We start from the raw sequence: 13233 nt of genomic DNA on the forward strand, positions 1-13233 counted from the left end.
CCCCGCGCCACCGGCAGCACCCACACCCCCATCACCACCAGCACCACCCACACCCCCCACACCATGAACACCCGCAATAGCACCCGCGCCGCCGGCGCCGCCGTTGCCACCGGCACCACCATTGCCTCCGTGCGTCCCATCAACACTGCCCACCGTGCCGTCGACACCATCGAAGCCCGCACCACCCCGGCCGCCAGCACCCCCAGCACCACCATTGCCCTGACCACCACGAGTCAGACCATCAGCATTCAGACCACCCAGGCCACCGTTACCCCCGGCACCGCCATGACCACCACGGACCCCATCGACACTGCCCGCCGAACCATCAGGGCCGTCAAACCCACGCCCACCAACACCCCCATTACCGCCAACGCCGGCCACCCCATCACTGCCATCAACCGCACGCACCCCACCGCCACTATCACCACCGACACCACCAACACCGGCATTACCACCAGCACCACCGTCCTGACCCACCCCACCATCGACACTGCCCGCCGTGCCATCAACCCCCGCGCCACCGGCAGCACCCACACCCCCATCACCACCAGCACCACCCACACCCCCCACACCATGAACACCCGCAACACCCTGGATGCCCGCACCGCCAAACCATCCGCCTTGTCCCGCGTTTCCACCGGCCCCGCCGTTTCCACCGGCCCCGCCGTCCCCACCCTCCGAGCCGTCCCCACCGTTCGTGCCAACAATCGCAGCATCCAGGCCGTTGGCACCGGCACCACCGGCCCCGCCAGCGCCACCAGCGCCGCCGACGCCGCCATTGCCTCCGCTGCCGAACCAGCCGCCGGCCCCGCCATGACCACCGGCCCCGCCGACACCACCGACGGCGCCGTTGGCGCCCTCGGCCACACCGCCCCATACGCCGTCGATGCCGTCCGCGCCGGCCACACCCGCGCCGCCAGCACCGCCGTGCCCACCGTCGCCCAGGAACCAGCCGCCAGAACCTCCATCGCCGCCGGCCGCACCGTTGGTACCGGCACCGCCCGCGCCGCCGTTGCCGAACCAGCCCAGCGCATCTCCTCCGTCACCGCCGGTGCCGTCAGCAGCCGTGCCGCCAGCACCGCCGTCCCCGAACCACAGCCCGCCATTGCCGCCGGCGGCCTCGGCCAGCGTTCCGCCACTAAGGCCGTCAGCACCGTTGCCAATCAAGTCCTGCCCAAACAGCATCTGCCCAAACGGATTTACCAGATTGTCGTTCACCCACGAACCGAACGGGTCGACGATCCACGCCTGCTGGACAGCATGCATCGAGGAGTAGATCCCGGTGTCGAACCAGTCCGTCAACGCCGCAGTACTACCGGCCGGCGCAGGCGCTCCCGCCGTAGATCCACTGAAACCCGCAACCAGCACATCCAGCGCCGACGTATCGAGAACCGAGCCGACCTCGCCCGGCACCGCAGGATCGGCCAAACTCGCCAGCAAAGCGTCCCAACCGCCACCGTCGACGCCAGCCGACAAGCCGAGCCAATCCCAGTTCGCCGGATCGATCAGATCTAGGATCCAGTCCGACAACGGATCCGCCTGCGCCGGAGCGGCCAACGGCGATACCCCGAACGCCAAGAACGCACCGACCGTCGTGCCCGCGGCCGCCAACCGGGTACTGCGCCGGGCCCCGCCAGCACGACGCCCGATACGCCCACTTTTTCCAGTCATCAGATGCCTCCTAGCCCGCGGCCCTGAGGGACAACCCGCCCAGGGCTGAGATTCCGCCAAGCTAATCCCCGCGCGGCGGTCTGATCACCCCAACCAGCAAACTCCGCGAAAACGACATTTCAGCTTTGATCCGGCCCATGCCAAACACGTAGGACCGCACGGCGGAGCGCCGATACCTCGCCACAGATAGGTCCGACGTCAACCCACGATCCACTGGGACAGTCCCTCCCAAACGGCGATAAATCTCGAAATGGCAATGAAAATCGTGTTTTCAAGCGATCGGCAGATCTGATGGACGCCGTCGGAGAAACACCGATAGTCTTGACAGACCAGTCACATGACAGTACCTGCAGCACCATCCGCAACACGCGGCTTATACTCGCGCCCACCCATCGGTCGCCCCGAGCAGCAACCTCTGCCCTGTGTCGGTTGAGTTGGTTGCGCATCGTCAAGATGGTGATCTGGAGGAGAGCTGACGGCGACACCCTCGACGATGGTGGGCGCCCTGACCACACCAGCAACGACAGACTGGGTGCGGTCCAAATACATTCTGCAAACGGCCTTTTCATGGGATCAAAGGAACTTAGCCTTTCGATCTCGTTACCGTGAAGCCATGGAAAAATCGATCAACAGCTCGGTCTTGCCACCAATTTTCGTCGGAAACGAGTTCATGGAATATCTGGGCGTCGTCGTCGAAGAACTCGGACCGGACGGCGGCCGCGCCTACGTGCCGGTGCAGCCCAAGCTGTTTCAGCCCATGGGCATCGTGAACGGTGGCGTGTACTGCACACTGGTCGAGAGCATGGCGAGCACCTCGGCCTATCTATGGTTGGCTCAGAACGGCGGCGGCAACGCGGTCGGCGTCAACAACAGCACTGACTTCCTCCGGCCCATGTCCTCGGGCACGATGCACTTGGAATGCTTACCAATTCACCGTGGCACCAGACAACAGCTTTGGTTGGTAACTATCTCCGACGATCAGAGCCGGCCCGTCGCCCGTGGGCAGGTGCGAGTCCAGAACCTGCCCACGAGCTAGCCCGGTGAAGCAGCCATAGCCGGCGTGTCGTTGGCCCCCTCCGCGCCCAGACTTGGTCGTCCACCAATATGGTCGGATTCACCTTGGGACGACTGAACTGTTGCGTCCGCACCGAAGCCACACGAGCCAGGCCATCATCGCAAGCAGGAATCCAGCCGCAAACGTTATTTTCATCAAACATTTGCGGTTCTGTAGATAACACCGGTGGGAGCCGATACGTTCAGCCTCCGCAAGCATTTGACCTCTAGCGTCTTGCGCCGCAAGTGATAACAGGGAGCAACCAGTGGCTTGTAGTCGAAAGGGCACGCATGCCAACAGCCCGGGCCGGCCGGCGTGGCGATGTGATGTCGAGACCATGGGCCGCCGCCGCATCGCCACTCTACGCACTTGGGGCGCACTCAACGACCGACGCTGCTGCGCGGACCGCCATGCTCCGCACTCACGCCAACCAACGGGGCGCAATATGACATTCATTGGAAAACAAGGCAATTGATGACTCTCCTTAATCGGTCCGCGCTACGGCTTCGCCGCGCAAAGAGCCCCGAAGAGGACAACAGGATCGCGCACCTGGACAAGATATCGTTTCTCGGTCTGCGCTCATGCGGCTACCGGGAAATCATCCAGTTCACCTGGATCTACAATCGTCCCATAGATATTGCCGCACTACGTCGCTTTCATCAGAATCTCGGATACGGCTTGTTGGGGCGCAGAATCGAACGATCTCCGATCCCATTTGCTCGTGATCGGTGGGTGCTGGCGCGTGCACCGCTAGGGATCGACATCGCCTCGTCACAACGGTCGCGCGCGGATGTGGGTGCTTGGACGGACGAACTGGCACGCCTCCCGATCGATCCGGAGCGGGGGCCCAGCTGGCACCTGGGCGTCCTTCCGCTCAAAGGAAATTGCACCGCAATCAGTTTAGTCGCTTCGCATACCGTGGCCGACGCGGTCGGCATGTCCCTTGCCGTAGCAGATGCGTCTGAGGGCAGAAGACGAGACTTGGGCTACCCGCTCCCAGGCTCGCGGTCGCGAGCAGCAGCTCTGATTGAGGATGGCCGAAGCACCATAGCGTCGATGCCGGAGATGGCGCGGGCGCTCGCCGACACTTTGCAGCTGTTCCGACACCGACACAGGCGTCAGACCCTGCCTTCACCGGCCGCGACCACTGTTCCGCCGCCGAGGACTTCCGACGACGAGCAACCCGCCCCGATAGTCGGGTTGACCGTGTACATAGATCTGGCGCAGTGGGATTCCCGTGCCGAAACTCTTGGCGGAACCAGTAATTCGCTCCTTGCAGGTGTCGCAGCAAGGCTCGGCGAGCGACTCGGACGCGTTGCGGGCGACGGTACTGCCACGCTGTTCTGTCCGGTCAATGAACGTACCGAAGACGATACTCGCGGGAACGCTCTGACATACGCCGTCGCGACAGTCGATCCGACATGTGCCGCACAGGACCTTGCGGAAGTCCGCTTCAGGATCAAGCAGGCACTGGTCGAGCTGGCCACGAATCCCAACGGGTCGTTAGCGTTGCTCCCGTTGGCATCGATGATTCCTAACTGGCTGAGCAGGCGCCTAGTAGGTCTCTGGCCGGGTTCGGGAGCTACCGTGATCGGCTGCTCCAATGTTGGCGAATTAGACCCGGCGGTGAATCGGCCAGATGGTACCGATGCCGACTACCTGTCCATCCGGTTGGTCTGGGACGGAACCCCGACATCGACCATGGACCTCATGGGGGGCAAGCTGTTCCTTCTGTCGGGAAGAGTCAATGGCAAAGTTTCCGTCGCCATAACAGCATGCCTTGGTGACCAAGGTATTTCGAAAGACGAGCTCGCCGCGGCGGTACTGGGAACGTTCGACGAATTCCAACTGAACCCAGAGATCGAGTAGCACCGGCGAGCGCGATGTGATGAATCGGCGTCCCATATCAAAGGCAGCTCTGTGGGAGAGCGTGGCCCACACAGCATCTGGCCGAATCGTTCTATCGCAGGAGGACACGTCATGGGCGGCATGAGAACGACGGCATCGACCACGCACGGCCCGACGATCAATACGGTTATGCCGGCAAGATCTCGACGCATCCGCCGGAAGGAGTATCTTCAGCCGGCATCCCTGTGCCCCTCGGAGCGTTCCGCGCTGGCCGACCGGCTCTACCCTGTCTTGTGCGAGACCATGTCGGGCTTCGCCCGCAACGAGTTCGAGGAGCATGTATTTGCCCGCGGAGTGCGCGTTGGACTCTTCTATGGCGCAGACGGCGAGCTCGCCGGGTTCACATATGCGGGCCTTGACCGAGTCGAGCACGAGTCCCGAAACCACGCAATATTCAGCATGGGCACCTTCTTTCGTCCTGGCTATCATGGTGGCGTACAGACCGCGCTATTCGGATTCCGTGTGGCGCTGCGCTTTAAACTCCGTGAGCCGCGGACACCGATGTCGTACCTCACGCGCAGCGTTTCGCCGGCCTCCTACCGGCGAATGGCCTTGGTTATGCCGACGCTCTACCCTCACAGCACGCGGCAAACCCCAGCCGGCGTCGAGGCTCTGGTCGGCGCGCTCATCGCTCGGTGGCAATACCACCCGGTTGCTCAAGATTCGTGGGTCGTACGCTCTATCGCTACGCCACACACCGTATCGCGGTTGCGCCGGATCGCAGACGATCCCGAGACGCGCTTCTATCTCCGGCTTAACCCTCGCTTCGCCGACGGTGAGTCGCTCGTCGTCTTCATACCGTTGAACACGGCGAATATCGTGGGCGGTCTCTTTCGGGCCACGTGTGCGCGAGGAAGACGCCGCTGAGCTATCCGGCGGATACCTCATTTCTCGGAGAAACCTATGACCTATGTGAGCCGTACTGCCCGACTTCAGCGCCGGATCGGTGACCTCGCCACCTACGACGACCAGTTCGCAGCAACCCGCCCCCGCGCATCAGTCACCGCAGCGGTCGAGGCCGCCGGGCTTCGCCTTCCGCAGATCATTCAGACCGTCTTTGAGGGTTACGCGGAGCGGCCCGCCCTGGGATACCGCGTCGCTGATTTCGTGAAAGACCCTGATACCGGGCGTATCACAAGACGCTTGCTGCCAGAGTTCGAGACCATCACCTATAAGGAACTGTCGGAACGAGTCACAGCAGTGGCCGGCGCATTGGCGACAACTGTGCGCCCAGGCGAGCGGGTCTGCACGCTGGGTTTTCCCAGCCCCGACTATATGGCCGTCGATCTCGCATTGATCCAGATCGGCGCAGTGTCGGTCCCCCTGCCGGCCAGCACACCGGCCAGCCAGATGTTGCCCATCGCGCTGGAGGCCGAACCGAGCGTCATCGCGGTAAGCCTGGAATACCTGCCCGACGCCGTTGAGCTGGTCGTGGCCGGAGCCACGCCCACGCGCCTACTGGTGTTCGACTATCACCACGAAGCGGACGACCAGCGCGAAACATTCAGCGCCGCCGTACAGCGGCTTTCCAAGGCAACGGGCGATATCGCCATCGACACACTTTCGGATGTACTCGACCGAGGGGCGACAGCGCCCACCGGAACAGCCTTCCACCCCGCTCAAGATGATCCGTTGCTGCTCCTGATCTATACCTCCGGTAGCACCGGCGCACCCAAGGGAGCGATGTACACGGAGCGACTGATCGCGAACGCGTGGCGCGCGTCAGCCCGGGCCGCATGGGGCAAGCCCACGGTCGGACCGTCGATCGCACTCAGCTTCATGCCGATGAGCAGTCTCATGGGACGGGGAATGCTGTACTGGACACTCGCCAGCGGTGGCACCGCGTATTTCGCCGGCCGCAGCGATTCCTCCACGCTGCTCGAAGACGTCGCGTTGGTACGACCAACCGAGCTGTTATTCGTTCCTCGAGTCTGGGACATGCTTTTTCAGGTATTCCGGGGAGAAGTGGACCGCCGATGCGCTGCGGATCTGCGGGACCGGCTGGTGATCGAGGCAGAGGTGCTGTCGCACGTGCGCAAGCACGTGCTGGGAGGGCGGTATATCTTCGCGATGACCGGTTCTGCACCTACCTCGCCGGAGGTGAAAGCCTGGGTGGAGAAGTCGCTCGACGTACCGCTGGTTGAAGGCTACGGCGCTACCGAAACCGGAATCATGTGCCTCAACGGTGAGATCCGGCGTCCGCCGGTGATCAGTTACAAACTGGTCGACCTACCGCACCTGGGCTACTTTCGCACCGATCAGCCCTACCCGCGCGGCGAACTGCTGATCAGGTCCGAAGACCTATTCACCGGATACTACAAACGCCCGGAGGTCACAGCCTCGGTGTTCGATGCCGACGGCTACTACCGCACCGGTGACGTAGTGTCCGAGGTGAGCCCGGGCCGGCTGGTCTATGTCGACCGGCGCAACAACGTGCTCAAACTGGCCCAAGGCCAGTTCGTCACCGTCGCCAAGCTGGAGGCGGTGTTCTCCAACAGCCCGCTGGTGCAACAAATCTACGTCTACGGCAACAGCTCGCACGCCTTCCTGCTGGCGGTCGTTGTACCCACCGAGGATGCGTTTGCCGGGTACGGTGCCGATGCACTCAAGGCGGCGCTGGCCGAGTCACTACAGCGGGCGGCCCAGCAGGCCGGACTGCAGTCTTATGAGGTGCCACGCGACTTCCTGATCGAGACCAACCCGTTCAGCTTGGAGAACGGACTGCTCACTGGTGCCTACAAGCTGGCCTGGACCAGGCTCAGGGCACACTACGAACAGCGACTGGAACAGCTCTACGGTGAACTGGCCGAGCGGCAGGACGACGAGCTCAACGAGCTGCGCCGCAGCGGCGCCGACGCGCCGGTGCTGGCGACCCTCAGACGGGCGGCGTCCGCACTGCTGGGTGCAGCGGCCGGTGCTCCCGCACCCGAGGCGCATTTCACCGATCTGGGTGGGGACTCGCTGTCGGCCCTGAGCTATGGCAGTCTGCTGCAAGACATTTTCGGTGTAGAGGTTCCGGTCGGTGTGATCGTAAGCCCAGCCACCGATTTGGCTGCGCTGGCCGACTACATCGAGACCCAGCGGGCGGGATCAATCCGGCCCACATTCGCCGGCGTGCACGGCCGCGACGCGGTCGAGGTGGCCGCGGCCGACCTGAAGCTGGACAAGTTCCTCGACGCGGAGACATTGGCCGTCGCGTCGACGCTGCCGGTTTCCAGCGGTGAGTTACGCACGGTGCTGCTGACCGGCGCCACCGGTTTCCTGGGCCGCTACCTGGTATTGGAATGGTTGGAGCGGCTGGCCGCTATCGACGGCACGGACGCCCAGCTGATCTGTCTGGTGCGGGCCAAGAACGACGCCCACGCGCGGGCCCGGCTCGATGCTATCTTCGACGGCGCCGATGACAAGCTGTTGGCCCGCTATACCGAACTGGCCGCCAAACATCTGGAGGTCTTGGCTGGGGACAAGTCCGCAGCGAATCTCGGTTTGGAGCAAGAGGTTTGGCGGCGTTTGTCGGACACTGTCGACGTGATCGTCGACTCGGCCGCCCTGGTCAACCATATGCTGCCGTACAGCGAGCTGTTCGCTCCCAACGCGCTGGGCACCGCCGAGCTGATCCGGCTCGCGCTGACCTCCAAGATCAAGCCATTCAGTTATGTCTCGACGATCGGGGTAGGCGATCAAGTCGCACCCGGCACGTTCACCGAGGACGCCGATGCGCGGCTGATGAGCCCGGTACGCGCCATCAACGACAGCTACGCCAATGGCTACGGCACCAGCAAGTGGGCCGGAGAGGTGTTGCTGCGCGAAGCGAACGACCTGTGCGGCCTTCCGGTGGCGGTGTTCCGCTGCGGCATGATCCTGGCCGACACCAGCTACGCCGGCCAGCTCAACCTGCCCGACATGTTCACTCGCACGATGCTGTCCCTGGTGGCCACCGGTATCGCCCCCAGCTCGTTCTACGAACTCGACTCCGACCGCAACCGCCGGCGCGCGCATTACGACGGGCTGCCGGTGAAGTTCATCGCCGAGGCCATCACCACGCTGGGCGCCAAGACCGGCTCGCTTGTCCAGGGTTTCGCCACCTACCACGTGGTGAACCCCCACGACGACGGTCTAGGGGTGGACGAGTTCGTCGACTGGCTCATCGAGGCCGGTTACCCGATCCAGCGGATCGCCGACTACGGCGACTGGTTGCAGCGCTTCGAGACCACCCTGCGAGCGCTGCCGGAGCGCCAGCGCCAGGCGTCGCTGCTGCCCCTGCTGCATAACTATCAGAAGCCGCAGCCGCCGATCACCGGGTCGACAGCACCGACCGACCGCTTCCGCGCAGCGGTTCGGGGCACCAGAATCGGGGCAGAGAAAGATATCCCCCACGTGAGCGCGGCGATTATCGTCAAGTACATCACCGACCTGCGACTGCTCGGGTTGCTATAGCCGTCCGGCTCACCGAGCGTGCGACCACGCTCTTGAGTGCCAGCCGTGTGTCGCAGCGGGCTGCGGCAACGCTCCCGCTTCCCCGGCCCACCGGATCGCCGCTTCGCCCCAGTGCGCGCTGGGCCTGGTGAATCGCACACCTCGCCGTGCCAGCTCGGCCAGCGTTCGGGAGCGGTCGAAGCGGATATTGCGGTCGGCGTGGCCCTCCCATGAAGTCAGCAGATGCGCGCGAGCAGGGTCGTCGATGGCCAGCCGTCGAACCGCCCGCTGAAATTCAGCCTCGTCGACGAGTTCAACCGAGTACCCACAAGCACGCAGCCAGCCTATGACCTCGGTCTGATGGATGTCGTAGGGCGATTCCAGGTGGTAGACGCCAGGAGCCGCGTGCCGGCAAAGTGCCACCGCAACTAGTCCAGCTGCCACCGTGTCGACGTGAGAGAACGCGATGGTGGATGACGGCAGGTGGGGCGCGCATCGCGCGGCGATGTATCCACTTAGGGTCTGGTAGATCCTGTTGTCGGCAGCGTTTCGCTGGAAAGCGCCGGTACGGCTGTGGGCTGCAACGTGGCCCATACGGTAGATGAACGATGGGATTCCCCGCTGCGACCACGAACGCACTAGCAACTCCGCCGAGAATTTCGACCGCTCGTACGGTGAGAGAAAACGTTGGCCGATGGACAGGTCAGCCTCGCTGAAACATCGACGGGGTCCATCGACCGTCCCCGCGACTGCCAGGGTCGACACTTGGTGCAACGGCACAACAGAGCCGTCATCGATCCATTTCAACAGCTTGCGAAGCCCCTCGACATTCGTGGCCTCCAGTTCCTTCAGGGGGGCCGCCAGTCGGACATCGGCGGCCGCGTGGATCACGGTGGTCAAACCCCTTCGTGCTGTTGCGATATCCGTTATACCCAGGCCCAGCGAATCCTTTGTTACATCGCCTACGACGAGTTCCACCGAACCACGTTCCACAGCTACCGGCAGTTTCGGATCGGGTGTGCGCACCAGACACGTAACCCTGGCACCCGCTGCGATCAAGCTCGTCAGAATATGACCGCCCAGATAACCGGTGGCGCCCGTGAGCAACACGGCAGCGGGCTCGGTCCCCACCTTCACGCGGGCTACGTCGGCCCCGGCCGCACCCGTAAGCAGCGGCATCCCGGATGTGGATATGGACGAGCATTCGACGGGTGCCGCGGGCGTGCCTGTCAATGCCGCAATGGCCGTAGCGAACTGCCGATACGCCTTGTCCACCAGTTCATCCGGGAACTCCGATGCCCGATAGACAAGATCGGTGACGAGTCGATCGTCCACAACGCGGGCGGTCAGGCGTAGTGCGTATATCGGGTCACCGGCAGCACAGCGCGCCGGCCCCGGAATCTCGTTCGCCGGCGTCCAGCCAAGTAGCGGCTCCGCTGGCAGCCGAAAAGTGCCGAGGAAATTGAATCCGATCTTCGGTCGACCTCCCGAGGTGTCCATTGGCAACAAGGCGGCGTCTCGCACCATCCGTTGTACTTCAGGTGCTCGCGCGCCTGCGGCAACCGTCAGCCACTTGACGGCGGTGAACCAACCCACCGTTTCCACGAAGGCAGCGTCGTCAGCGCCTGACCCTCGGCCATGTGACTCCACCTCTATATCCACGCTGGATTCACCGCGCGCGTCGGCGATGGCGTCGGAGAACGCTGACAACAGTGCGGCTTCGAGCATCTGGCCGCACGGGTAGCGGTGGCGTAACCGCGCGGTGGCACGGTGATTCAATGACCATGTCAGGGCGACGGGCTTGCCCGACACGGTCACAGGTTGAGCGTTTGACCGAAGACGACCGGCGCCTTGGAGCGCTGCCCAACGGTAGTAGTCGGCGGTTGGTGGCAATTCGACGCGGTGGCCGAGAACGGCTGCGCGGTAGGCCACGGTCAGATCGGCCAACACGATTCTCCACGACACCGTGTCCATGGCGACGTGGTGCGCCGCCACCACCAGCCGGTCCTCGATCGGTCCGCTGCCGCGGAACAGATGCGCGTGGACGATGCGCCCGGCGGCCGGGTTGAGTCCTCGGTTGACCGCACCACCTATGCCGGATACTGCGGACTGGGCGCCAGCGACGTCCAATGGCAGGCGCGAAAACGACACCGGTTCCAATTCATGCACCGGTAGCGGTCCAGCAGCGGGTCCAGCGGCACTCACCGGCCAGCGCAGAGCCGAATGGCGCTCCAGAACAGCACGCATCGCCGACACTAGAGCTTCTGGACAGACCCGCGCCCCACAGCGCAGGGCTACGGCCTGGTTCCAATGCCCTTCGCCGGGTAATCCCTGCCCGAAGAACCAGCGCTGCGCGGGCGCCAATGAGGGTGCCCAACGGTGGTCGATGGCAGGCAGATCGGGAAGCGGCCTGGCGCGCTGTGATGCGAGTGCCAGCAGAGCCGGCGTCGCATGTTGATAGACGTCGTCGAGGGTGAGGCTACTGCCGTGCCGCCTGAGAAGCGCCAACGTGCGCATCGCCAGAATGGAGTCCACACCCAGATGTGCCAAGTCGGCATCGACATGCACTGCAGGCAAACCGAGGGCTTCAGCCCACAGCTGCGCGATACCTTGAGCCAGAAACTGGGTCGACCCACCCAGACCTGGTTTGAACGCAGCCTTCGCTTGTTCCGCGCGGCATTTCACGGCTTCATCGAGGAGTACCCTTACCCCATGTCGATCCAGCTTGCCGCTGGTCCCTACCGGCAGGGCCGCGAACGGGACTATCGGGGAAGGTATTGCGTAGCTCGGTAGCCGATCACGCAGGTACGCTTCAATAGTCGGCACGACATCGCTGCTCCGGCGATCCGCCGCTCGCAGCGACATCGCCGCCAGCAAGCGGCGATCCACGCCCCGGTCCCCCACTACCACCACTGCTTGCCGGACTGCGGGATGGCCATTGAGCACACGCTCGACCTCATCGGGGTCTACTCGGTAGCCACTGATCTTCACCTGACGATCCGCTCTTCCCAAGAACACCAGGCTGCCATCATCGCGGCTCCTGCAAATGTCGGCGGTGCGAAACACTCGCTGCCGACCCGCCGTCACGAAGCCGCCACTGTCGGCTCCGTGGTATCTCGCAACTCCCGGTCCGGCTACCACCAACACTCCGGACTCAGCGCCTTCCAGTCGTAGGACTGCTTCCCCGATTGCGGTGCCGATCGGGACGGTTACTTCATCCGACGGGAGATCCCATACGCCGTTCGCCACGAAACACGCTGTACCCACAGTCGTTTCGGTTGGCCCGTAGTGGTTTACCAAACAACTGGCGACACCTTGCGTCAGCAGCTCAGCGGCAAAGGATCGGGTAAGGGGCTCACCACCCAAGATAAGCCTATCCAGGGGGCGTGTGTCCGCAGGGCGACTATCCAAGAGGGCACTCAAATGCGACGGTGTGGTCTTCAGGCCTGTTACCCGGTTGTCCGACAGACATTTCCAGAACACCTCCGGGTCTCGCGAGGCAGCATCCCCCACGACGAAGACGTGACCAGCGGCAGGCAGCGCCAACAGCCAGGGCGTGTAGCCGAGATCGGCGGCAAGCGTAGTCACCTGCGCAAAGCACACTCTCTGACTTTCTGTGACTGCCAGTCTCTTACTCAGGCTCAACGCGTAGTGAACGGCATTGGCATGGCTGACGACAACGGCTTTGGGCGCACCTGATGTTCCAGTGGTGAATGTGAGGTAGGCCGGTCGCGACGGATCGACCGCACTGCTCAGCGGCTCGGCGGATTCAGCGGTGGCAAGGAGCGCGTCTACATCAACTACTTTCCGAGGAATAGATTCATCCGAACCCGCGAAGTCGGCCTCTGTCGTCAGGACACACCGCGGCGCGATCGCTTGAAGCCGCCGGCGCACGAGCGTATCGCTCCAATCCGGCCCGAGAACGCAAGCCGCACCACCCACACGCATAACTGCAAGGAACACCGCCAGCAGTCGCGCATCGCGCACGCCCGCAACCGCCACCGGATCACCGGGTTCGAACCCGGTGCTCGCGAGCAGCGCAGCCACTCTGCCGGCTACGCGTTCCAGGTCGGAATAGCCAAGGCACCGTGCAGAATCCGATACCGCCGCACGATGTGGATACATCACCGCTGCACGCCGCAGTAGATCGGCGAGTGTCTTCATCGGCTTCCCCACGCTCTCCG

General features: G+C 63.7%; 5 protein-coding genes and 1 pseudogene. 4 read left to right on the plus strand and 2 right to left on the minus strand.

Going from position 1 to position 13233, the window contains the following annotated elements:
• Positions 1-1671, minus strand: a pseudogene (locus ACJH71_RS19100) (hypothetical protein); the annotation flags it as partial.
• 613 nt (positions 1672-2284) lie between these two features.
• Here ACJH71_RS19100 and ACJH71_RS19105 point away from each other — a divergent pair.
• The 4 genes from ACJH71_RS19105 to car all read left to right on the plus strand — a co-directional run bounded on the left by ACJH71_RS19105 (position 2285) and on the right by car (position 9070).
• On the plus strand, positions 2285-2707 hold the full coding sequence (locus tag ACJH71_RS19105) for a PaaI family thioesterase (RefSeq protein WP_406759558.1): 423 nt from the start codon (positions 2285-2287) through the stop codon (positions 2705-2707).
• 387 nt (positions 2708-3094) lie between these two features.
• Complete coding sequence (locus tag ACJH71_RS19110) at positions 3095-4594, plus strand: hypothetical protein (RefSeq protein WP_406759559.1); 1500 nt, start codon at positions 3095-3097, stop codon at positions 4592-4594.
• Positions 4595-4705: 111 nt separating this feature from the next.
• Positions 4706-5500, plus strand: a complete 795-nt coding sequence (locus ACJH71_RS19115; RefSeq protein ID WP_406759560.1) for a hypothetical protein — start codon at positions 4706-4708, stop codon at positions 5498-5500.
• Positions 5501-5536: 36 nt separating this feature from the next.
• On the plus strand, positions 5537-9070 hold the full coding sequence (gene car / locus ACJH71_RS19120) for a carboxylic acid reductase (protein ID WP_406759561.1): 3534 nt from the start codon (positions 5537-5539) through the stop codon (positions 9068-9070).
• A gap of 9 nt (positions 9071-9079) precedes the next feature.
• Here the strand turns inward: car and ACJH71_RS19125 are convergent, their stop codons facing one another.
• Positions 9080-13213: an AMP-binding protein gene (locus ACJH71_RS19125; protein WP_406759562.1), complete on the minus strand. Its 4134-nt coding sequence runs from the start codon at positions 13211-13213 to the stop codon at positions 9080-9082.
• Between the last annotated feature and the right edge of the window lie 20 nt (positions 13214-13233).

Source organism: Mycobacterium sp. SMC-15, from assembly GCF_045310925.1.
Classification (GTDB): domain Bacteria; phylum Actinomycetota; class Actinomycetes; order Mycobacteriales; family Mycobacteriaceae; genus Mycobacterium.

What these genes read in the sequence shown, in the direction of transcription:
- ACJH71_RS19105 (WP_406759558.1), top strand. Translation starts at nt 2,285, where the DNA reads ATGGAAAAATCGATCAACAGCTCGGTCTTGCCACCAATTTTCGTCGGA.
- ACJH71_RS19125 (WP_406759562.1), bottom strand. Translation starts at nt 13,213, where the DNA reads ATGAAGACACTCGCCGATCTACTGCGGCGTGCAGCGGTGATGTATCCA.
- car (WP_406759561.1), top strand. Translation starts at nt 5,537, where the DNA reads ATGACCTATGTGAGCCGTACTGCCCGACTTCAGCGCCGGATCGGTGAC.
- ACJH71_RS19115 (WP_406759560.1), top strand. Translation starts at nt 4,706, where the DNA reads ATGGGCGGCATGAGAACGACGGCATCGACCACGCACGGCCCGACGATC.